Below are 21,287 nucleotides of genomic sequence, written 5' to 3'. Positions count from 1 at the left end.
TCGCCAAGCTGTTCTCATGATATTTTCCGCTATTGAGATAAAAAAGGCAGGGTAAGCGCGATAACAAGCACTTTTAATTAAGCAACGAGGGTAAGTTTGGTTGCCAGCTATGAATCTGTTCAAATATGAAGCCTTGCAAAACGGATAGTTATCTAAATATTCGGTAGAGATTGATATACATCTAGATCTCTTGTCGTGAATAGGCGTATCGTTGTTGTCTGCTACTCGAGACGGACCCCTACTGGCCCGCCATTTATTTTGTCTTTTCTTTATTTGGTTTGTACCTTAATGAAAACGCACGGAATCAACGGCATTAGGCCGTTCAGCGCACTTATTGATGCTTGCTGGCGGGAAACCTATACACTTCAAAGGCTTATTAAAGATATAATTGCCGGTATCACCGTCGGTATCATTGCAATCCCATTGGCTATGGCACTGGCGATTGCCAGCGGTGTCCCCCCCCAATATGGCCTATATACCTCGGCTATCGCCGGTATAGTCATTGCGGTCACCGGTGGCTCGCGATATAGCGTATCCGGCCCGACAGCCGCTTTTGTGGTTATTCTTTATCCCGTTTCACAGCAGTTTGGTTTAGCGGGCTTATTACTGGCAACCTTGATCTCCGGCATATTTCTACTCTGCATGGGGCTGGGGAAACTTGGCCGTTTGATTGAATATATTCCGCTGCCCGTAACGCTGGGTTTTACCTCCGGCATTGGCATCACGATTGCCACCATGCAGATCAAAGATTTCTTTGGCCTGCATCTGACAGAAGTACCGGAAAATTATGTCGGTAAGGTGGTGGCATTGGCGCGAGCGCTGCCAACCATCAATCTCAGTGATACTTTAATTGCTACCGTCACACTGCTGGTATTGATTCTCTGGCCTCGTCTGAAATTAAAGTTACCGGGTCACTTACCTGCACTGGTCGCGGGTGCTGCGGTGATGGCCGTATTATCGCTGTTTGATAGTCAAGTGGCGACTATCGGCTCACGCTTTGGCTACCTGCTAGCCGATGGCACACAGGGCCACGGTATCCCACCTATCCTGCCGCAATTTGTTCTGCCGTGGAATTTACCTGCGGCCAACGGTCAGCCCTTTGTATTAAATTGGGCCACCGTTTCTGCATTGCTACCTGCCGCGTTTTCGATGGCGGTACTGGGCGCAATTGAGTCATTACTCTGTGCAGTGGTTCTGGATGGCATGACCGGGCAGAAGCATCACTCAAACAGTGAATTAGTCGGTCAGGGGTTGGGTAATATGGTGGCCCCTTCTTTGGTGGGATTACCGCCACGGCCGCTATTGCGCGCTCTGCCGCCAACGTGCGTGCCGGTGCTACATCGCCAGTATCAGCCATTATTCACGCGCTATTGGTGCTGCTGGCGTTGCTGGTTCTGGCTCCGATGCTGTCATATCTGCCGTTAGCGGCGATGGCCTCTCTGTTGCTGATTGTCGCCTGGAATATGAGCGAGGCGCATAAAGTGGTCGATCTACTCCGGCGTGCGCCCAAAGATGACATTATCGTGATGTTACTGTGCATGAGTTTGACGGTATTGTTCGACATGGTGATTGCTATCACCGTTGGGATAGTGCTGGCATCACTGCTGTTTATGCGGCGAATTGCACGAATGACACGGCTAAGTGAGATCCCCGCAGCCGTTGATGCGCATACCTTGGTATTACGCGTTAACGGGCCGTTATTCTTTGCCGCTGCCGAACGAATATTCAATGAGCTGCTGTGCCGTTGCGAGGATTACGACACGATTATTCTGCAATGGGATGCGGTGCCTGTACTTGATGCAGGTGGCCTGAATGCGTTCCTGCGCTTCACTGAGGCATTGAAAGAACACCAGCAACTGCTTATCACCGATATCCCGTTCCAGCCACTGAAGACGCTGGCAAGAGCACGGGTGAAGCCTATTGAAGGCAAACTGAGCTTCTATGGTTCGCTGCCGGAAGCATTGGCAGTATTACAGGAAAAATAAGCTGTTTCGCGATCAAAAAAGGCAGCGTCAATCGCTGCCTTTATATCATTCACCCAGCTTATATTTTAATATCCAACGTCAAGGACGAAGGATATTACTTACTGGTATCTAACTCTGGGAAGCTCTTCACCAAATCATCGATAGCTTTCATCTGCACCAAGAATGGTTCCAGTTTAGCCAATGGTAAGGCTGATGGGCCGTCACATTTAGCACTGTTCGGCTCTGGGTGCGCTTCGATAAACAGACCTGCCAAGCCGACTGCCATACCAGCACGGGCCAGTTCAGCCACTTGCGCACGGCGACCACCGGATGCAGAACCAAACGGGTCACGGCATTGCAAGGCATGAGTCACGTCGAAAATCACTGGATGGCCGCCAGTCGCTTGAATCATGACGTTAATACCTAACATATCAACCACCAAATTGTCATAACCGAAGTTACTGCCACGATCGCAAAGAATAACCTGATCATTACCGGCTTCTTTGAATTTCTCAACGATATTACCCATCTGACCTGGGCTGACGAACTGAGGTTTTTTCACGTTAATGACGGCACCCGTGCGTGCCATCGCCTCAACTAAATCAGTCTGACGGGCCAGGAACGCCGGTAACTGGATAACATCAACCACCTCGGCAACAGGCTGGCACTGGCTTATTTCATGAACGTCGGTGATCACTTTCACACCAAATTGCTGTTTCAGTTCCTGGAAGATTTTCATCCCCTCTTCCAGCCCTGGGCCACGGTAAGAATGAATTGAAGAACGGTTGGCTTTGTCGAACGAGGCTTTAAAGACGTAAGGGATGCCCAACTTTTGGGTGACAGTCACATAATGCTCGCAGATGCGCATCGCCAGATCGCGCGACTCAAGCACGTTCATGCCACCAAACAGCACGAAAGGCAGGTCGTTCGCAACGTTGATATCGCCAATGCTAACCACTTTCTGTTTCATACAAATACCTTTATAAAGGATAAATCGAGATTAATTACAGTGAGTTATTACTCAACAAGATGATTACCATAAAGATACCCAAAATAATTCGAGTTGCAGGAAGGCGGCAACTGAACAAATCCCCCGGAGCTTACTCATTTAAAGTCAACGACCAGTAAATGACTGGGGTGAATGAAGGCGGCCAACGCACATGCGGCTTGAAGTATGACGGGTATCAGTGCAACGTCACTCGTTGTTGCTCAATAGAGTGGATCTGCATCTTTATCATTTCAGCAATCGGGTCTTCCGGGCACTGTTCGACAAAATAGCTTAAATCTGAGATGGCAATATGGTTGCAATCCAGTTGCGCATAAATCAGACCACGATCGCGGATTTCATAGGGGTCATCGGGGTCAAACGCCAACACCGCTTCACTGGCACGCAATGCCAGTTCCATCTGCTTCTCTTCCATTAGCGCCGCTTTAAGCGTATCGAGCATTTTGCGTACTATCAGGGTATTTTCCGCTTCTTCCAGATCCTCATCTTCCAGCTCTGCGCTCAACCCCAGATTGCCTTTGATCCACACTTCAAGCACATGCTCATTGAGTGTTTCACCGTTCAACGGGTTGATCAGCCACATCTCTTCATCCAGCCAGTCGGCCCGAAGAATCAACTGAGTTGGAAAGATAACTGGCATCAGCGGCAAATCTAGCTGATGGGCGATATACAGGAAAATAACCCCCAAGGAAACCGGTGTGCCTTGGCGTTTATCCAGCACTTTATCCAACCAGATAGCATCAGATAAGCGGTAAACCCCACCTGCTCCGCCAAATTTCCATTGGCGATAAAACAAGTCGATAAGCACTTCTAATTGCTGATCCTGATTGAGATCGGCCGGCATAGCAGCCCGCGCATCATCAACGAGCTGTTGTAGCTGTTTACGTACATCAGCCAGCGGAAAATCCTGTCGAATCGCCTGGGTAACCAGTAACACCCCATCACACAGAGATGCGTTGTTAAATTCGAAATCAGCAATGCTACTCATAAATATCCCATCAGCAGTGGTAATTTAGTTGTTGCCAGTTTGACAACCAGATACAGGCAACCCAATGCGAGTATAAAAGCAAACCAGCGAATATTCTGGCTGCGAGTTCGCTTACCTAATGCAACATAGCCAAGCAGGATATAGATAATAACGCCAAACAGCTTTTCAGTCAGCCATGTTCCTTGCGGACTAAATGGATAAAACCCAGTAATAAAAATAAGAACAATGCCACTGACGAACAGCAGCGTATCATTGATATGCGGCGTTATTTTTACCCAACGTTTCTCCATCATAGCTGAACTGCGGCATTTCCAGAAAAAACGCAGTACAAACAGGGTAATACTGACGACCACAGTGAGTAAATGCAAATACTTAATGGCAATGTAATCAACCCACATGACTTTCGCTCCCTATTATAGGTAAATTATTCGTCGTTCTTTTTTCAAGGCAGAACACGCTGCGGTTAAACGGGTATTTTCTCAAAACACGCCCCATTGCCCTAATGTCACTCGATCATTATTACCATAATCTTTATAGGTCTTTACAGCGCTAAATCCCGTTTCTTGTAGCCGTTTCTGCACCGCATTTGCTTGCTGCCAGCCATGTTCCAACATTAACCAACCATTGGGTTCCAGATAGGCCGGAGCCTGACGAATAATTTCAGCCAAATCAGCTATCCCCTCAGCCTTAGCCACTAACGCACTGTGCGGTTCATAACGCACATCACCTTCATTAAGATGAGGGTCATTGGCATCAATATAGGGAGGGTTACTCGCAATCAGCGTAAATCGCCCATTCACTGAGTCAAACCAGCTACTTTGCAGGAAATCCACATTATTTATCGCGAGCTTTTCAGCATTATGGCGCGCCAGTGCAACAGCATCGGTGTTGATATCAACACCGATAACCGCGCAATCAGGGCGCTCGCAGGCTAACGCCAGCGCAATCGCACCAGTACCTGTACCCAAATCCAGAATACGGCAGGGTGTTGACGGTAGGTGAGCCAGAGCTTGTTCAACCAGACATTCGGTATCAGGGCGAGGGATCAATGTGGCGGAGGAAACACTCAGCGGCAAAGACCAGAACTCGCGCTCCCCAACCAAATAGGCAATCGGCTCCCCCTGCTCACGCCGTTGAGCCAGTTGATCTAACAGCGGCAACTGCTCTGCTGTCAGCTCCGTTTCACCAAACGCTAGCAGATAAGTTCGCGCCCGACCCGTGACAAAGCTCAACAAAATCTCAGCGTCACGCTTCGGGCTATCACTGTGGTTGAAACGGGCTGCCGCACAGGACAGCCAGTGCTGGTAGTCCATTACTCTTGCTCAGACAACGCGGAGAGCTGATCAGCTTGATATTCCTGCACAATTGGCTGGATCAGCATATCCAATTTCCCTTCCATCACTTCATCCAGACGGTAAAGTGTCAGGTTGATGCGATGGTCTGTCACCCGGCCCTGCGGGAAATTATAAGTGCGGTTGCGATCAGAGCGATCACCTGAACCCAATAGATTGCGGCGCTCTGAAGCCACTGCCAACTGGCGTTTTTGCATTTCAGCAGCACGGATACGCGCGCCCAGCACTGACATCGCTTTCGCTTTGTTTTTATGCTGTGAACGCTCATCCTGGCACTCCACCACAATACCGGTGGGAATGTGAGTAATTCGGATTGCTGAGTCGGTGGTGTTAACGTGCTGACCACCCGCACCGGAAGAGCGGAAGGTGTCGATGCGCAAATCACCGGCGTTAATTTCCGGCATTTCTGCCTCAGGAATGGCGGGCATCACCGCCACGGTACATGCCGAGGTATGAATACGGCCTTGTGACTCGGTTTCAGGAACGCGCTGAACACGGTGACCACCGGATTCAAACTTCAACTGACCGTAGACACCGTCACCGGAGACTTTGGCAATCACTTCCTTATAGCCACCATGCTCACCATCACTGGCACTCATGATTTCAACTTTCCAACGGCGCGCTTCAGCATAACGGCTGTACATGCGGAACATGTCACCGGCAAAGATAGCCGCCTCATCGCCGCCGGTCCCGGCGCGGATTTCCAGGAAACAGTCACGTTCATCATCAGGGTCTTTTGGCAGCAACAAGACTTGCAGTTGTTGTTCCAACTCTTCACTGCGGGCTTTGGCTTCTTTCAGTTCTTCCTGTGCCATTTCACGCATTTCGGGATCTTCGAGCATCATTTCTGCCGCGTCGATATCATCCTGCATACTGCGCCATTCTTTGAAACAGTGGGTGACATCCGTCAATTGCGCATATTCGCGAGATAACGCGCGGAAACGGTCTTGATCGGCAATAACACTGGCATCGCCAAGGTGCGCCAGCACTTCTTCGTGGCGCTCTTGTAACGCTTCCAGTTTGGCAACAATAGAAGACTTCATCCGTGGTTTTAGACCCTGTTAATTAGAGGAAACTAGTGCTGATCCAGCCCAAGGCTGTCGCGTAATAGTTGTAACCGCTCCATATCGCCATCACTGGCGGCTTGTTGGAGGGATTTGGTAGGAGCATGAATCAGGCGGTTGGTCAGCTTGTAGGCCAGTTCGTTTATTACCTGTTCCACATTAGCGCCCTGTTCAATCGCCGCCAGCGCTTTGGTCGTCATTTCGCTACGCACCAGATCAGCCTGCGAGCGATAATCACGAATGGTTTCAACCGCCCCTTGAGAGCGCAGCCAGGCCATAAAATTCATGCTTTCCTGCTGCACTATCGTCTCAGCCTGAATCGCCGCAGCCTGACGTTGCGCCATATTGTGCTGAATAATCGCTTGTAAATCATCAACACTGTATAAATAGGCGTTAGATAATTTACCCACTTCCGGTTCAATATCCCGTGGTACGGCGATATCCACAAACAGCATTGGTTGATTGCGACGGCTTTTCAGCGCACGCTCCACCATCCCTTTACCAATAATGGGCAGTGGGCTGGCAGTCGAACTGATAATAATGTCGGCATCCGCCAGACGAGCGTCAATTTCCGGCAAAGTAATCACCTCAGCCCCCACTTCGGTCGCCAATGCCTGTGCGCGTTCACGCGTGCGGTTCGCGATAATCATATGCTTGACCTGATGTTCACGCAGATGACGTGCCACCAGCTCAATGGTTTCACCCGCGCCGACCAGCAATACATTCAGTTCAGCAAGGGATTCGAAAATTTGCCGCGCCAGTGTACAGGCAGCAAAAGCTACCGAAACAGCACTGGCACCAATTTCAGTTTCGGTACGAACCCGTTTGGCAACGGAGAAGGATTTCTGGAATAAACGCTCCAGTTCACCAGACAGTGATTGCTCGCGCTGAGATTCAGCAAACGCTTTTTTCACCTGCCCCAGAATCTGTGGCTCACCTAATACCAGTGAGTCCAATCCGCTGGCAACACGCATTAAATGGCTGACCGCATCATTGCCGTGGTGCCAATAAAGGCTTTTTCTCACCTCATCCGGACTGAGCTTATGATAACCGCACAACCAGGCAATCAATTGCTCTTGCAAATTTTCTTGCTGTTCTACGCTGAGGTAAAGCTCGGTGCGGTTACACGTAGACAATACGACACCGCCCTGCACCAACGGCTGTTGGAGCAAGCTAGCAAGCGCTCGCTCGATCGATTCCGGTGAAAAAGTCACCCGTTCACGTAGCGATACAGGAGCAGTTTTGTGATTAATGCCTAATGCGAGCAGAGTCATGTGAACGGCTTCGAGTAATACTGATGTTAGTATGGATTCTCGTCTGAACCGCATTCTACTTGATGCGCGAGATCAATAAAAGTCACAGTGCATTATCCTAAGTATTATCATAAATTATGATCAAAAATTGGTTATCTGCTGTACAACAATATTGCTTACGCCCAGCACAATACGGAACAAGGCATTGACGCTCTGCCTTCAGCCCGTTAGCGTGAGCACCTCGGATACCGATTTACAGCGCATCAAATGATTTATTTTATCAAAAATGATGATTTAACGGTAAAATGATCTGCTCAAAGACGCGCCGCCGGTGAAAACCCTGCGACCGATAGGATTTATACCCATATGCCGATGCATAAAGTCAGTTTTTATCGCCTGCTTCCTTTAGCCACTCTGTTGCTGGCAGCCTGTAGCACCACGCCACCGCCTGGCCCGGCAACCAGCCCGACATCACCGCAGTGGCGTCAGCACGAACAACAGTTGCAACAACTTGATTCATTCCAGACCCGTGGCGCTTTTGCTTATCTCTCTGACAAACAGAAGGTTTATGCACGTTTCTTCTGGCAGCAGACCGCCCCTGAGCGTTATCGTTTGCTGCTAACCAACCCGCTGGGTAGCACCGAACTGGAGTTACTCGTGCAGCCGGGAGTGACACGACTGACTGATAATCAGGGTAAACGCTATGTCAGTGACGACCCGCAAGAGATGATTCAAAAGCTGACGGGGATGTCTATCCCACTGGACAGCCTGCGCCAATGGATACTCGGCTTGCCGGGTGATACCACCGACTTCACGCTTGATGATCAATACCGATTAAAGCAGCTGACTTACACACAAAATGGTGTGACATGGGTGGTCGACTATCAGGAATACAATACCAAGGTCACGCCATCATTACCCAGCCGCCTGGAATTAAGCCAGGGTGGGCAACGCATCAAACTGAAAATGGATAGCTGGATTGTCAAATAATATGGTGGGCCAGCGTCAACTTATCTGGCCGTCACCGGCCAAACTGAACCTGTTTCTTTACATTACCGGGCAGCGAGCCGATGGCTACCACCAGTTGCAAACGCTGTTTCAGTTTCTCGATTATGGTGACCAACTCACCATCGTGCCCCGTAATGATGAACAGATTCGATTGCTAACCCCCATAGAGGGGGTGGAAAACGAACAAAATTTGATAATTAAAGCGGCACGATTGCTGAAAAAACAGTCCGGTAATCATCAAACACCACGCGGTGCGGATATCAGTATTGATAAACGCCTGCCAATGGGCGGTGGGCTGGGTGGCGGTTCCTCAAATGCGGCAACCGTGCTGGTCGCACTTAATGCGCTGTGGCAATGTGGCTTATCTGAGGATGAATTAGCCATTCTTGGCCTGTCATTGGGTGCCGATGTGCCAGTATTTATTCGCGGTCATGCTGCTTTTGCCGAAGGTATTGGCGAAAAATTGTACCCGGCGGAGCCGGCAGAGAGGTGGTATTTGGTCGTACACCCCGGTGTAACCATCCCAACACCCATTATTTTTTCCGATCCTGAATTAAAAAGAAATACGCCAGTTCGCCCACTGGCGGCGCTTTTAAGCACTCCGTACGCAAATGATTGCGAACCGATCGCAAGAAAACGTTTTCGCGAGGTTGAACAGGCTCTTTCATGGCTGTTAGAATACGCTCCGTCACGCCTTACCGGAACCGGTGCTTGTGTGTTTGCAGAGTTCGACACTGAAGCCTCGGCCAGACAGGTGTTAAGTATTGCCCCAGAGTGGTTGCACGGTTTTGTTGCGCGTGGTGTGAATATTTCACCGCTGCATCGTATGCTGCGCTCTGGGAAATTTGAAAGTAGTGAGTACAGATAATGATTTACAGCGTTACGAGAGGCCGCAGTAATGGCCCCACTGACCTGGGTTCTGAAAATACTTGTCTCACTTGATTGAAAGCCGGTTCATAATGCTGTTTTGTTTTGGCTTTAAATACCCGTATGTATATTGCAATCAGTATGAATAATCGCCCCTGATTACTGATCTGACAATATCTTCTCTGGACGCATGCCTGAGGTTCTTCTCGTGCCTGATATGAAGCTTTTTGCTGGTAACGCCACCCCGGAACTAGCACAACGTATTGCCAACCGTTTGTACACCAGTCTTGGTGACGCCGCTGTAGGTCGTTTTAGCGACGGCGAAGTCAGCGTGCAAATCAACGAAAATGTACGCGGCGGTGATATTTTCATCATCCAGTCCACCTGCGCACCCACGAACGATAACCTAATGGAACTGGTTGTCATGGTTGATGCCCTGCGTCGCGCCTCCGCAGGCCGTATAACTGCTGTTATTCCTTACTTCGGTTACGCTCGTCAGGATCGCCGTGTGCGCTCCGCCCGTGTGCCTATCACTGCCAAAGTTGTTGCCGATTTTCTCTCAAGTGTTGGGGTTGACCGCGTATTGACAGTGGATCTTCATGCCGAACAGATCCAAGGCTTCTTTGATGTTCCGGTTGATAACGTATTTGGTAGCCCAATCCTGCTGGAAGATATGTTGCAGCAGAATCTGGAAAACCCAATTGTTGTCTCACCAGATATTGGTGGCGTTGTCCGTGCCAGAGCTATTGCGAAACTGTTGAACGACACCGACATGGCCATTATCGACAAACGCCGTCCACGCGCTAACGTTTCTCAGGTGATGCATATCATCGGTGATGTTGCAGGCCGTGACTGCGTGCTGGTTGACGATATGATTGATACCGGTGGTACTTTATGTAAAGCGGCAGAAGCCCTGAAAGAACGTGGTGCCAAGCGTGTATTCGCCTACGCAACTCACCCGATCTTCTCTGGCAATGCGGTTGAAAACATCAAGCACTCTGTTATTGATGAAGTGATTGTCTGTGACACCATTCCGTTGTCAGCTGAAATCAAAGCATTGAAGAATGTACGTACTCTAACGCTGTCTGGTATGTTGGCTGAAGCTATCCGCCGTATTAGTAATGAAGAGTCTATCTCTGCGATGTTTGAGCATTAATCAATAGCAGATAAAGAAAAACCCGTTGAAGCAGATGCGACAACGGGCTTTCTACTCTTGCTCGGTAAGTTCTTGATCAATACAGCCTTGAGCCGTCATTGATGCCTCCTGTTAGCCCGATTAATACTGGAAGCAGGTTGTTATTCTGTATTTAACACAGTACTCAGCTATGAGTGGCGTTGATTGCGATTGCACCGTTTATCAAAGTGCTTAATCCACCAATAGCGATCAGCGACTTGTTCACGGCCACCAATACGCGCGCCAACCAGCCATAGCAGAGCGCCGATAAAGATACTCATTACCGCGCCGTGGGCAAAGAATTGCGGTAAACCAAGCTCGGTGATTTCAGTCAGAATTGAATAACCGACGCCACCGACCATTATGACCAAACCCAATCCCATCAACACATTACCCATTACCGTTGCGTTTTTACGTTTCATATGCCACCTCCGCTTTCGGTTGCCAATAACTTCCGATTGCCAATGAAAGATTGCCTTAACCCTACGTACTGAAACTCATTGCTTAAGGCGATTATTAATCTCCACTTAATAACTCAGTATAGTCAGGCTGGCGCTAAAGGTGTTGCGCTTACGATCACATCTGGGTAATTATTTTCGACAAATCTCTAAATTATCCAAACATTTAGCATTAAATTTGAATTATTGCACAAATAAACTATTCATATTTACAACTATTCACTCCAGGCAAATTTACCCGCGCATTCACTTTTGTTATTGCGCGCCATGACAGGTAAACTGTCACACTTTAAACTCCTTTAGTAATAGCGAATTGACGACGTGAGTAGCATTAAACTAATCGTTGGGCTGGCAAACCCAGGCGCTGAATATGCCCAAACCCGCCACAATGCGGGTGCCTGGTATGTGGATTTATTGGCCGAGCGCCACAACCAATCATTGAAAGAAGAACCTAAGTTTTTCGGCTATACCGCGCGCTTAAACCTGGCGGGTCAGGACGTTCGCTTGCTGGTACCATCAACGTTCATGAACCTTAGTGGCAAGGCAGTCGTTGCAATGGCGGGGTTCTACCGTATCTTGCCGGAAGAGATTTTAGTCGCACATGATGAACTGGATATTCCGCCCGGTGTAGCCAAATTAAAATTGGGCGGCGGTAACGGTGGCCACAATGGTCTGAAAGATATTCAGAGCAAGCTCGGCAATAATCCTAACTTCTATCGCTTGCGCATTGGTATTGGTCATCCGGGTGATAAGAGTAAAGTAACCGGTTTTGTTCTGGGCAAACCCCCAGCCAGCGAACAAGCGTTAATTGATGATGCTATCGACGAATCTATCCGTTGCACTGAAGTGCTGCTACAAGAAGACATCACCAAGGCCATGAATCGCCTGCACTCCTTTAAGGCGAATGCGTAGAGATAGATGGCCCCAGTTCCCCGAACGCTAATCCGAACCGGGGAACTTGTTTTTCAATTCATCCATCGTTAATTGCATACTGCATTGATTCCCTGCTGGCCTTTGTTGGTCAGAACAATACCAACAACAACCACCCTAACCCGCCCGAGAAGATTAGTGCTCTCGGCGTCATATTGCTCAGCAATATCTTGCAGTTCGTCAGTGCAAAAAAGGGTTTCCCAATTGGCTGCCTTTTCCTTGTTATCTGACAAATCGTGGCTGCGCTCAAACTTGTCGTTTATGGCGGTGAATGTTAATTGAACACTGTCAAGATCCTCATAAAGTGGTTTATTTTTATAACCCACATATCTCACGCTATTAGCTGAATGACTTTCTATCTGCGCCCCATATTGATCCACCCGTTGCGCAAAGGTGGGTTCGGCAGGCTGCATGTCTGTCGTCAGAAAGTACACACCCAAGACCCCCACAATCCCCCCAACCAAAATTACTATCAGCCATTTATAGATATTCATTTCCATCGGGATAATCCAAATTCAGTAAGCAGCCACTAATAACCCGTTATCGGATATTAACCAGAAAACTTCAGATGGCAGAAACGTGATCTTTAACACAGAGTTAGAAAAATCAATTACCTACCAGCCATTGTGATAAAAGCAATTACCGCAACGAAAGAGCGTGATCGAGAAAAATCGTCAGAATGTGTATAATGGCGACATAAATTTTGATTACATCGGCGCGTTAAACCTAACGAGTTGATTTTTAAGTTATTTAAGGTGATATAAACATGGGATTCAAATGCGGTATTGTAGGCCTGCCTAACGTGGGTAAATCCACCCTGTTCAACGCGTTGACACAAGCGGGGATCGAAGCAGCCAACTTCCCGTTCTGTACCATTGAACCCAATACGGGTGTGGTACCAATGCCGGACCCACGTCTGGACCAACTGGCCGAGATTGTTAAACCGCAACGTATCCTGCCGACTACGATGGAATTTGTAGATATTGCCGGTCTGGTAAAAGGTGCTTCCAAAGGTGAAGGTCTGGGCAACCAATTTCTGACCAATATCCGTGAGACTGAAGCTATCGGCCATGTAGTGCGTTGTTTTGAAAATGACAACATCATCCACGTCGCGGGTAAAGTTGATCCGGTTGATGATATCGACACCATCAATACCGAACTGGCACTGTCTGATCTGGAGACCTGTGAGCGTGCGATCCATCGCGTCCAGAAAAAAGCCAAAGGTGGCGATAAAGACGCAAAAGCAGAGCTGGAAGCACTGGAGAAATGCCTGCCTCATTTAGAAAATGCCGGGATGCTGCGTGCGTTGAACCTGAGCGCAGAAGATAAAGCCGCTATCCGTTATCTGAGTTTCCTGACACTGAAGCCAACGATGTACATTGCCAACGTCAATGAAGATGGCTTTGAGAATAACCCGTATCTGGATCAGGTGCGTGCTATTGCCGCCGCCGAAGGTTCTGTTGTGGTTGCAGTGTGTGCCGCTGTTGAGTCTGATATCGCAGAGCTGGAAGACGCCGACCGCGCTGAATTTATGGCCGAACTGGGTATCGAAGAGCCGGGCCTGAACCGTGTGATCCGTGCAGGCTATGAACTGCTGAACCTGCAAACCTACTTTACCGCCGGTGTTAAAGAGGTTCGCGCCTGGACAATCCCTATCGGTGCTACCGCGCCACAAGCGGCGGGTAAGATTCACACCGACTTTGAGAAAGGTTTTATTCGTGCACAAACCATCGCCTTTGACGATTTTATCACCTACAAAGGTGAGCAAGGCGCAAAAGAAGCCGGGAAAATGCGTTCAGAAGGCAAAGAGTACATCGTGAAAGATGGTGACGTAATGAACTTCCTGTTCAACGTCTAACTATGTTGTTTCTATTGGCATCTTAGGATTAACCACAAAGACAGAAAAACACATAGACGCGACACGAATAATGTTAAAAGGCCAGCAGGCTGAATCATAAAACAAAGGGGCGAAATGCCCCTTTCAAGTCATTTAACCCGTTTACCGAACTCATCAATCACTTTTTCGCCATCCTCTTTAATAAATTCCCCTTCTGCGTTTCAGGCAAGATAGCGAGGACCACCTCAGAAGGGCGGCATAAGCGGGTTCCGATTGGCGTGACTACAATTGGTCGGTTAATCAGAATCGGGTGCTGCAACATAAAGTCGAGCAGTTGATCATCTGTGAACAAACCTTCTGATAAACCCAGTTGTTCATATGGTTCAACGTTCTTACGCAACAATGCTTCTACCGCGATGCCCATGTCTGCAATAAGTTTCACCAATTCATCGCGGCTCGGTGGTGTGTCGAGATAATAAATAATCGTAGGCTCTATACCGCTGTTGCGGATAAGCTCTAACGTATTGCGGGACGTACCGCAAGCTGGATTGTGGTAAAGGGTTATGTTGCTCATATCAGCATCTCATTACAGATTGAAAGAAAGACGTAGCGCCAGCGCGGTCAGCGTGACAAATAGCACAGGTAGGGTCATGATAATCCCGGTGCGGAAGTAGTATCCCCAGGTTATTTTCATGTTCTTTTGCGATAACACATGCAGCCAAAGCAGCGTCGCCAGGCTACCAATCGGAGTAATTTTTGGACCCAGATCGCAACCAATCACATTGGCATAAATCATCGCTTCCTTGATAACACCGGAAGCCGAGCTACCCTCAATGGATAAGGCTCCCACCAGTACCGTCGGCATATTATTCATAATCGAAGATAAAAACGCTGTCAGGAAACCGGTACCCAATGTGGCCCCCCACAGTCCATGTTCTGCAAGTTGATTAAATACGCCAGACAGATAGTTCGTCAGCCCCGCATTGCGCAAACCATAGACCACTAAATACATGCCGAGTGAAAAAATCACAATTTGCCAGGGCGCACCACGCAAAACCTTACCGGTATTGATTGCATGTCCTTTTTTCGCTACAACAAACAAAATGATTGCACCCGTTGCCGCAATTGCGCTAACTGGAATCCCCAATGGCTCAAGAACGAAGAAACCAACCAGCAGTAAAACCAGAACCACCCAGCCAGTTTTGAATGTCGCAGGGTCTTTTATCGCGTCGACTGGCGCTTTCAGCCGTGAGAGTTCATAGGTTGCCGGAATATCCTTACGAAAGAATAGATGTAACATAATGAGCGTTGCGATAATGGCAGCGATATCTACTGGCACCATTACCGCGGCATACTCACTAAAACCGAGTTTAAAGAAATCGGCAGAGACGATATTCACCAAATTAGACACAATCAACGGCAGGCTTGCAGTATCTGCAATAAACCCTGCGGCCATAACAAACGCCAAGGTTGTTCCTTTACTAAAACCAAGCGCCAGTAGCATCGCAATGACAATGGGAGTTAGAATAAGCGCTGCACCGTCGTTTGCAAACAGAGCAGCAACAGCGGCACCCAATAGCACAATATAGGTGAACAATAATCGCCCACGCCCCCTACCCCAGCGGGATACGTGCAGCGCGGCCCACTCAAAAAAACCAGATTCATCAAGTAATAAGCTAATGATTATCACTGCCACAAAGGTAGCGGTCGCATTCCAAACAATATTCCATACCACCGGAATATCGCCAAGATGAACCACCCCAGAGAGCAAGGCTAACACTGCGCCAAATGTCGCACTCCACCCGATACCCAGCCCTTTAGGTTGCCAGATGACCAGTACGATTGTCAGAATGAATATTGCTCCCGCCAGTAACATAAAACCCCCATACATATGAAATTTCGAATATATATCGACAAGCTTTTTAGATGAAAGTAGTCTTGGAAACAGATAGTTTTATAAACAGATAGCTTTATAAACAGATCGTTTTACTGCGGGTAGCACCATTAGCGACAGTCAGCTTCCGCGCGATGACCTGAATGTTGTCCTGTTGACTTAACCAGGCTTGCTCTATCACCTGCGCTGACCACGAAGGAATATGTGGTGAGAGACGATAATGCACCCATTTCCCCTGCTTACGATCCAGCAGCAATCCACACTCTCTTAGCATCGCCAAATGGCGTGAAATCTTGGGTTGAGGTTCATCAAGTGCCGTACAGAGATCACATACGCACAGTTCACCCATCTCTTTGAGCAGCAGGACAATACCCAGACGCGTTTCATCGGATAAGTTTTTGAAAAGTTGTAGTGGCGTTAAAAGCATCATGGCCTCCATAATTGGATCAGGCACAGGATACTCCGCATAAAAACAAAATCAATAATACATTCGTAAAATCACATATGAATATTAAAGCGGTTACTCACTCAATAACCGCAGAATACTGCGTTTTTTATTTTTGCTGCGCGGGTGTGCTGGGAACTGTCAGGCGAAAATCACTGCAATGCCGCCATGACCTAATCCATCCAAACCCGCCACAGCAAGGCCTTTATCGGTAATAACCCAGTTCTATTCGGGGTATCAATAATTTATGCGGGTTGAAGCAGTTAAATTTATTGGCGTCGGTGACTACAATGATAGACTTGTTCAGGCTTTTGACGCTTATCATTCAAATGGTAATATAGTGGGCTGAGGGAGTTTGATATCACGATGATAAAGGAAACGTTTTGAACACGAGGAGTAGAATGCAGTTGTGGCCACAATTTGCAATATATGCAATATATGCAATGGCTATTTTGCTATTGGCTGGGTGCTCAAACAAATCTAATCGTGACTATGCCACGTTACCGAAAGGCAGCTATAACGATAAAACGTATACGGTTCAACGCGGTGATACACTTTATTTTATCGCGTGGATCAGTGACAGCGAAGTGAGTGACCTGGCGCGAATCAACAAGCTTCGCCCACCCTATACACTGGAAGTCGGGCAAAAAATTCAGCTCGGTAGTTCCACCTCATCAGGGCGGCTGACGTCGACTAAGCGTAAATCTTCCAGCAGCACTGTCGCGCAAGCGGCTCCACCACCGGGTGCTAATCGTTGCTGGTATTGGCCAACCAACGGCCAGGTAATATCAAGATACTCCAGCGCCGATGGCGGTAATAAAGGGATTGATATTGCAGGTAAACGTGGACAACCCGTATACGCTTCTGCCAAAGGGCGTGTGGTGTATGTAGGAAATCAACTGCGTGGTTATGGCAATCTAATAATGATTAAACACGGCAATGATTTCATCACAGCTTACGCTCATAACGACACCCTGTTGGTAAAAAATGCGCAGGATGTAAAAGCTGGGCAAAAAATTGCGACAATGGGTAGCACTGGAAGCGACACTATAATGTTGCACTTCCAAATCCGTTACCGTGCCACCGCACTTGATCCGCTACGTTATCTGCCACCGCAAGGGACACAGCCCAAATGCTAACGGGTTACAACGTTTTCAACCAGCATGTCACCGGGTAATATCCCAAAAAGCAAAAGGCTCCTAATCAGGAGCCTTTTTCTTAGCGCTATTGTTCTACTGTAATCCCAGAACACCCTTTACGAAAGTTTCGATCTCTTTATTCTGACAATTTTCCAAGAAACACTGCTGAAAACGCTCGCCACTCACCGCAGTTCTCACCAATTCGGGATCAATGGCACGCAGTGTATCCAGATAATTCTCTTTCACCACCGCAGCTTTCACTTGATTTAAAATACTCGCATTACGAACTTGCGGCTCTTTACGATCCAGTGGGTAACCTTCGCCTTTCACGCCGGTAAATGCTTTTTCAAAGATATAACGCACATTTAATTCCGCACCCCAACCAAAACCTTTGGCAAATGGCAGAGATAACGCATTGCCGTTGTTGATTTGAGCAAACAGGAAAGCATCCGCAGGATCGATACAATAGCCACATATCACGCCAGGGTGAATATTTAATGACATCATTGCGCCCTGACCAGTGCCACAGCCGGTAACGACAAAATCGACCGCTTTGGCATTTAACAAAATACTGGCCATGATACCCAGATGAATGTAAGTCAAGTGGTGATCTTTCTCATCACTCATCCCAACGTTGTATACCGGGTATGATTTCTCCGCAGCGACCGCATTTAACTCTTTAAGAATTATCGCGTTTTTACCGGCCTGGCTATTCTCCATCATCAGTGCGATTTTCATTTGTTATCTCCTTTGCGCCAACAAGCTACAGCCCATTGGGTATGATAGTTAGACTTGACTGTGCAGACCATAGCAACTTGGAAACAAAATTTCAATTTTAATGAAAGGATGTTTTATAATAGTCACAAATAGATATATTCGCCTGGTTACAGATGGTCAAATCCGCCCCAAACAAGTGCAGTAACTGTACGGCTTTCTATGGCCCGCACATTTGCATTTTACCATTCGAGAGTTTTTAGGGCTGGATGACGCGTTCCATCGCACCGTTACTGGAATCGCAAACTGCACGTTGGCGTGGGAGGCTATCAAAAGTATTAAAGCCACGATGGATAGAGCCTGTTTTATGAGACTGGCTGATGAGTCCTCACCAGAGAGTCTGATTGAGCAGCATTATAAAATTTATCGTTCGCTAGAACAGCGCGATCAGAATGCTGCTAAAGAGGCTATCCACCTGCACCTGATTGAAATGGTATCAACGCTGGCCACTATAGCCACCCGTGATACTGATTGGTTTGAACTGAGTAAATAACAGCCAGACAAGCAACGGCTTGTCTGGTATGACTCGGCATAACTATCGTTTCTTACGATTACGATGCATATCTATGGCGACTGCGCTGACAATAATCATCCCTTTTATGATGTCTTGGATGTATGAGTCGACGCCAATAAAAGTGAAACCGCTCTTAATCAGCCCCAGGATCACCGCCCCAATGACAGTGCCGGTGATCCTGCCAACCCCTCCCATCAAACTGCTGCCACCAATAACTGCCGCTGCAATTGCATCCAATTCATAAGACTGACCCATACTGGACTGCCCACTGCTCACCCGGGCAGCCAATACCACACCTGCCAGACCCGCCAGGCCCCCTGCGATAGTATAAACTGTGACCAAATACTTATTAACGTTAATACCGGAGACTTTTGCGGAAATCATGTTGCCACCGATGGCATAGACATACTTCCCGTAGCGGGTATGTTTAAGTGCAATGTGGAAAATAACCGCGACCACAAGAAAAATAATAACCGGCATCGCACCCTGACCGATTACAGTAAACTCATCTGAAAGAAAACTAACCGGATTGCCTTTGGTATAATACTGAGCCAGTCCACGAGCTGAAACCATCATCCCAAGAGTCGCAATAAAAGGGGGGATTCCGGTACGGGTTATCAAAAAACCATTAATAAACCCGCACAAAATACCCACCCCAATACCGGCAGTAATAGGGATAGCTGCGGGTAAATCCAGCAAGTGTGGATACATCGGTGATATACTATCGGATGTTTGCGCCAGGCTTGCCGCAACAACGGCGGTAAGCGCAATCAAAGAACCTGACGACAAATCAATACCTGTAGTAATAATAACTTGTGTAACCCCAACAGCAATAATACCAATGATCGCCACCTGCAATACAATCAATAATAACCTGTTCGGATTTAATAAAAATGACTGTTCACGAATAAACCAGCCAAGCAGTTCAAAAACTAGTGCGATACCTATCATCACAATAAAAATACCGGTATCTTTAGGCAACCTCCCCTTCAGACCTAACATGAATGAATGTTTTTGGGTTGGCTCATTAACTATAACGTTATCAATTTTAACATTACTCATCATTGTAACCTTTCTGTTATTATTGAGAAGCAAGCGCCATTATTCTTTCTTGGCTGGCATCTTTTTGGTCTAATATCCCTGTAATGTGACCACCATGCATCACCATGATTCTATCACTCATCCCCAGTATTTCAGGCAATTCGGAAGAGACTAAAATAATAGCAACACCACGATTTGCCAGTTCGCTGATCAAACGATAAATTTCCGATTTCGCCCCAACATCAATGCCTCTGGTTGGCTCATCGAGAATAAGTATTTTAGGTTGAGCCAACAACCAACGTGCTATTAGAACTTTTTGTTGATTACCCCCACTCAAATTATTAATAATTTGGTCCATCGTAGGTGTTTTAATATTAAGCCTATTTATTTGCTCCATGCAGTCCTGCGCCATTTCTCCGTGGCTGACAAATCCTCTTTTATTAATATATTCGGAAAGATTTACAATACTCATATTTTCAACAACAGACAGAACTAAAAATAAGCCTGATTTTTTACGGTCTTCGGTCAAAAAGGCCAATCCTTGTTCAATGGCTTTTGACGGAGAATCAATATGAACCGATAAACCCTCGATAAAAACATCACCGCCATCTGCCGGATGCATACCAAACAGGCTTTCCATAACCTCACTACGACCAGCCCCCACCAGACCTGCCACCCCCAAGATTTCACCTCGTTTGACAGCAAAGGAAATATCATGAAACACACCATCACGCCGCAAATTAGTTACGCGCAATACTTCCTCACCAATATTGCTGTTAAACTTAGGAAACATATGCGTAAGTTCACGGCCTACCATCATGGTAATTAACGACTGTTTAGTCAGGTTTTCTGTTTTATCGCTTGCGACCAATGTGCCATCACGAAAAATAGTCACCTCATCAGTAATCTCAAAAATTTCATCCATCTTATGGCTGATATAAATGATACCCTTACCTTGTTGTTTTAATTCTTTAATGATTGCAAAAAGATGAAAGACTTCTCCTTCGGTCAATGCTGACGTTGGTTCATCCATGATTAATACATCCGCATCATAGGAAACCGCTTTCGCAATTTCGACCATCTGCTGGCTGGCAATGTTTAATTCACCAACGATCATATCCGGCCGGAGTTTGATATTAAGGTGTTGCAATAGCTCACTGGTTTTCCTGTTCAATAAGTCGTGATTAACCAACCCATAATGAACAGGTTCTCTCCCGAGCCAAATATTCTCAGCAACCGTCATATGTGGAACTAAATTTAATTCCTGATGGATCATGGCAATGCCCGCATGAAGTGCATCTAACGTATCATTAAAGGTAACTATGTTACCCTTTACTTTAATTGTACCTTCATCGGGATGATATATTCCAATCAAGCACTTCATCAGTGTTGATTTTCCTGCGCCATTCTCTCCCATTAATGCATGGACACTACCTGATTTTATTTTGATGCCCACTTTATTCAACGCCTTGACACCAGGGAATTTCTTGCTGATACCCTCGGCCTCGAGAATATAAGAATACATATCATGATCTCCGGAGTCATCCCAACAAGTTTAGTGTCGGGTAATACCGTATTT

The 21,287-nt window shown here is 47.3% G+C and carries 21 protein-coding genes and 2 pseudogenes; 9 read left to right on the top strand and 14 right to left on the bottom strand.

Annotated features, from left to right (window positions below; all coding sequences use genetic code 11):
* Positions 1–288 precede the first annotated feature (288 nt).
* Both dauA and YALDO0001_RS22275 read left to right on the top strand, forming a co-directional pair.
* Positions 289–1,469, top strand: a pseudogene (gene dauA / locus YALDO0001_RS00425) (C4-dicarboxylic acid transporter DauA); the annotation flags it as partial.
* Positions 1,464–1,985: an STAS domain-containing protein gene (locus YALDO0001_RS22275; protein WP_353933414.1), complete on the top strand. Its 522-nt coding sequence runs from the start codon at positions 1,464–1,466 to the stop codon at positions 1,983–1,985. The pseudogene dauA and the gene YALDO0001_RS22275, both read left to right, overlap by 6 nt.
* Before the next feature lie 94 nt (positions 1,986–2,079).
* Here the strand turns inward: YALDO0001_RS22275 and kdsA are convergent, their stop codons facing one another.
* The 6 genes from kdsA to hemA form a co-directional block, all read right to left on the bottom strand.
* Entirely contained in the window at positions 2,080–2,934 is an 855-nt protein-coding gene (gene kdsA, locus YALDO0001_RS00420; protein WP_004698958.1) for a 3-deoxy-8-phosphooctulonate synthase, read from the bottom strand.
* 214 nt (positions 2,935–3,148) lie between these two features.
* Positions 3,149–3,958 carry an invasion regulator SirB1 gene (gene sirB1 / locus YALDO0001_RS00415; protein WP_042839173.1) on the bottom strand — a complete coding sequence of 270 codons (810 nt, stop codon included), beginning with the start codon at positions 3,956–3,958 and terminating at the stop codon, positions 3,149–3,151.
* On the bottom strand, positions 3,955–4,356 hold the full coding sequence (locus tag YALDO0001_RS00410) for a SirB2 family protein (RefSeq protein ID WP_004698955.1): 402 nt from the start codon (positions 4,354–4,356) through the stop codon (positions 3,955–3,957). The genes sirB1 and YALDO0001_RS00410 overlap by 4 nt, the downstream gene beginning before the upstream one ends.
* 81 nt (positions 4,357–4,437) lie before the next feature.
* Positions 4,438–5,271 carry a peptide chain release factor N(5)-glutamine methyltransferase gene (gene prmC / locus YALDO0001_RS00405; RefSeq protein WP_042839172.1) on the bottom strand — a complete coding sequence of 278 codons (834 nt, stop codon included), beginning with the start codon at positions 5,269–5,271 and terminating at the stop codon, positions 4,438–4,440.
* Complete coding sequence (prfA, locus tag YALDO0001_RS00400) at positions 5,271–6,353, bottom strand: peptide chain release factor 1 (RefSeq protein ID WP_004698952.1); 1,083 nt, start codon at positions 6,351–6,353, stop codon at positions 5,271–5,273. The genes prmC and prfA overlap by 1 nt, the downstream gene beginning before the upstream one ends.
* A gap of 32 nt (positions 6,354–6,385) precedes the next feature.
* On the bottom strand, positions 6,386–7,648 hold the full coding sequence (gene hemA, locus YALDO0001_RS00395) for a glutamyl-tRNA reductase (RefSeq protein ID WP_004698950.1): 1,263 nt from the start codon (positions 7,646–7,648) through the stop codon (positions 6,386–6,388).
* 345 nt (positions 7,649–7,993) lie between these two features.
* On the opposite strand from hemA, the gene lolB reads away from it, so the two are divergent.
* The 3 genes from lolB to prs all read left to right on the top strand — a co-directional run bounded on the left by lolB (position 7,994) and on the right by prs (position 10,658).
* Positions 7,994–8,617, top strand: coding sequence for a lipoprotein insertase outer membrane protein LolB (gene lolB / locus YALDO0001_RS00390; protein WP_004698947.1), 624 nt, complete (start codon positions 7,994–7,996; stop codon positions 8,615–8,617).
* Position 8,618: 1 nt separating this feature from the next.
* Entirely contained in the window at positions 8,619–9,503 is an 885-nt protein-coding gene (gene ispE, locus YALDO0001_RS00385; protein WP_004698945.1) for a 4-(cytidine 5'-diphospho)-2-C-methyl-D-erythritol kinase, read from the top strand.
* A gap of 207 nt (positions 9,504–9,710) precedes the next feature.
* Positions 9,711–10,658 (top strand): ribose-phosphate diphosphokinase, encoded by a 948-nt coding sequence (prs, locus tag YALDO0001_RS00380; protein ID WP_004390739.1) that lies wholly within the window; start codon positions 9,711–9,713, stop codon positions 10,656–10,658.
* Positions 10,659–10,825: 167 nt separating this feature from the next.
* Here prs and ychH read toward each other — a convergent pair whose 3' ends face one another.
* Positions 10,826–11,098, bottom strand: a complete 273-nt coding sequence (gene ychH / locus YALDO0001_RS00375) for a stress-induced protein YchH (protein ID WP_004698943.1) — start codon at positions 11,096–11,098, stop codon at positions 10,826–10,828.
* A 357-nt stretch (positions 11,099–11,455) separates the two neighbouring features.
* Between ychH and pth the strand changes: the two genes are divergently transcribed.
* Entirely contained in the window at positions 11,456–12,046 is a 591-nt protein-coding gene (gene pth, locus YALDO0001_RS00370; protein ID WP_004698927.1) for an aminoacyl-tRNA hydrolase, read from the top strand.
* A gap of 68 nt (positions 12,047–12,114) precedes the next feature.
* Here pth and YALDO0001_RS00365 read toward each other — a convergent pair whose 3' ends face one another.
* Positions 12,115–12,564 (bottom strand): hypothetical protein, encoded by a 450-nt coding sequence (locus YALDO0001_RS00365; protein ID WP_004698925.1) that lies wholly within the window; start codon positions 12,562–12,564, stop codon positions 12,115–12,117.
* Between the two features lie 266 nt (positions 12,565–12,830).
* Here YALDO0001_RS00365 and ychF point away from each other — a divergent pair, with 266 nt between their 5' ends.
* A complete protein-coding gene (gene ychF, locus YALDO0001_RS00360; RefSeq protein WP_042546040.1) occupies positions 12,831–13,922 on the top strand; it encodes a redox-regulated ATPase YchF in 1,092 nt (363 codons plus the stop codon).
* Between the two features lie 128 nt (positions 13,923–14,050).
* Here ychF and arsC read toward each other — a convergent pair.
* From arsC to YALDO0001_RS00345, 3 genes and pseudogenes are all read right to left on the bottom strand, one after another.
* Positions 14,051–14,475 (bottom strand): annotated as a pseudogene (arsC, locus tag YALDO0001_RS00355) (glutaredoxin-dependent arsenate reductase).
* A 12-nt stretch (positions 14,476–14,487) separates the two neighbouring features.
* The gene (locus tag YALDO0001_RS00350; RefSeq protein ID WP_004698918.1) at positions 14,488–15,777 is read right to left on the bottom strand and encodes an arsenic transporter; all 1,290 of its coding nucleotides are present in this window, start codon (positions 15,775–15,777) and stop codon (positions 14,488–14,490) included.
* Between the two features lie 94 nt (positions 15,778–15,871).
* A complete protein-coding gene (locus tag YALDO0001_RS00345) occupies positions 15,872–16,222 on the bottom strand; it encodes a transcriptional regulator (protein WP_042546043.1) in 351 nt (116 codons plus the stop codon).
* Positions 16,223–16,641: 419 nt separating this feature from the next.
* On the opposite strand from YALDO0001_RS00345, the gene actS reads away from it, so the two are divergent.
* Positions 16,642–17,379, top strand: a complete 738-nt coding sequence (actS, locus tag YALDO0001_RS00340) for an amidase activator ActS (protein ID WP_004698913.1) — start codon at positions 16,642–16,644, stop codon at positions 17,377–17,379.
* Positions 17,380–17,472: 93 nt separating this feature from the next.
* Here actS and YALDO0001_RS00335 read toward each other — a convergent pair whose 3' ends face one another.
* The gene (locus YALDO0001_RS00335) at positions 17,473–18,117 is read right to left on the bottom strand and encodes an RpiB/LacA/LacB family sugar-phosphate isomerase (protein WP_004698911.1); all 645 of its coding nucleotides are present in this window, start codon (positions 18,115–18,117) and stop codon (positions 17,473–17,475) included.
* Positions 18,118–18,328: 211 nt separating this feature from the next.
* Between YALDO0001_RS00335 and YALDO0001_RS00330 the strand changes: the two genes are divergently transcribed.
* Positions 18,329–18,646: an FCD domain-containing protein gene (locus YALDO0001_RS00330; RefSeq protein WP_050773539.1), complete on the top strand. Its 318-nt coding sequence runs from the start codon at positions 18,329–18,331 to the stop codon at positions 18,644–18,646.
* Positions 18,647–18,688: 42 nt separating this feature from the next.
* Here YALDO0001_RS00330 and YALDO0001_RS00325 read toward each other — a convergent pair whose 3' ends face one another.
* Positions 18,689–19,729, bottom strand: coding sequence for an ABC transporter permease (locus tag YALDO0001_RS00325; protein WP_042839171.1), 1,041 nt, complete (start codon positions 19,727–19,729; stop codon positions 18,689–18,691).
* Between the two features lie 19 nt (positions 19,730–19,748).
* A complete protein-coding gene (locus YALDO0001_RS00320) occupies positions 19,749–21,233 on the bottom strand; it encodes a sugar ABC transporter ATP-binding protein (protein ID WP_004698904.1) in 1,485 nt (494 codons plus the stop codon).
* Between the last annotated feature and the right edge of the window lie 54 nt (positions 21,234–21,287).

The sequence above is a fragment of the Yersinia aldovae ATCC 35236 genome (genome assembly GCF_000173735.1).
In the GTDB taxonomy this organism is placed as follows: domain Bacteria; phylum Pseudomonadota; class Gammaproteobacteria; order Enterobacterales; family Enterobacteriaceae; genus Yersinia; species Yersinia aldovae.
This window is presented reverse-complemented; position numbering and strand designations above follow the sequence as displayed.

Excerpts from the sequence above, each read along its gene's own strand:
- YALDO0001_RS22275 (WP_353933414.1), top strand. The coding sequence starts at position 1,464 with ATGAGCGAGGCGCATAAAGTGGTCGATCTACTCCGGCGTGCGCCCAAA.
- kdsA (WP_004698958.1), bottom strand. The coding sequence starts at position 2,934 with ATGAAACAGAAAGTGGTTAGCATTGGCGATATCAACGTTGCGAACGAC.
- sirB1 (WP_042839173.1), bottom strand. The coding sequence starts at position 3,958 with ATGAGTAGCATTGCTGATTTCGAATTTAACAACGCATCTCTGTGTGAT.
- YALDO0001_RS00410 (WP_004698955.1), bottom strand. The coding sequence starts at position 4,356 with ATGTGGGTTGATTACATTGCCATTAAGTATTTGCATTTACTCACTGTG.
- prmC (WP_042839172.1), bottom strand. The coding sequence starts at position 5,271 with ATGGACTACCAGCACTGGCTGTCCTGTGCGGCAGCCCGTTTCAACCAC.
- prfA (WP_004698952.1), bottom strand. The coding sequence starts at position 6,353 with ATGAAGTCTTCTATTGTTGCCAAACTGGAAGCGTTACAAGAGCGCCAC.
- hemA (WP_004698950.1), bottom strand. The coding sequence starts at position 7,648 with ATGACTCTGCTCGCATTAGGCATTAATCACAAAACTGCTCCTGTATCG.
- lolB (WP_004698947.1), top strand. The coding sequence starts at position 7,994 with ATGCCGATGCATAAAGTCAGTTTTTATCGCCTGCTTCCTTTAGCCACT.
- ispE (WP_004698945.1), top strand. The coding sequence starts at position 8,619 with ATGGTGGGCCAGCGTCAACTTATCTGGCCGTCACCGGCCAAACTGAAC.
- ychH (WP_004698943.1), bottom strand. The coding sequence starts at position 11,098 with ATGAAACGTAAAAACGCAACGGTAATGGGTAATGTGTTGATGGGATTG.
- YALDO0001_RS00365 (WP_004698925.1), bottom strand. The coding sequence starts at position 12,564 with ATGGAAATGAATATCTATAAATGGCTGATAGTAATTTTGGTTGGGGGG.
- ychF (WP_042546040.1), top strand. The coding sequence starts at position 12,831 with ATGGGATTCAAATGCGGTATTGTAGGCCTGCCTAACGTGGGTAAATCC.
- YALDO0001_RS00350 (WP_004698918.1), bottom strand. The coding sequence starts at position 15,777 with ATGTTACTGGCGGGAGCAATATTCATTCTGACAATCGTACTGGTCATC.
- YALDO0001_RS00345 (WP_042546043.1), bottom strand. The coding sequence starts at position 16,222 with ATGCTTTTAACGCCACTACAACTTTTCAAAAACTTATCCGATGAAACG.
- actS (WP_004698913.1), top strand. The coding sequence starts at position 16,642 with ATGCAGTTGTGGCCACAATTTGCAATATATGCAATATATGCAATGGCT.
- YALDO0001_RS00335 (WP_004698911.1), bottom strand. The coding sequence starts at position 18,117 with ATGAAAATCGCACTGATGATGGAGAATAGCCAGGCCGGTAAAAACGCG.
- YALDO0001_RS00325 (WP_042839171.1), bottom strand. The coding sequence starts at position 19,729 with ATGAGTAATGTTAAAATTGATAACGTTATAGTTAATGAGCCAACCCAA.
- YALDO0001_RS00320 (WP_004698904.1), bottom strand. The coding sequence starts at position 21,233 with ATGTATTCTTATATTCTCGAGGCCGAGGGTATCAGCAAGAAATTCCCT.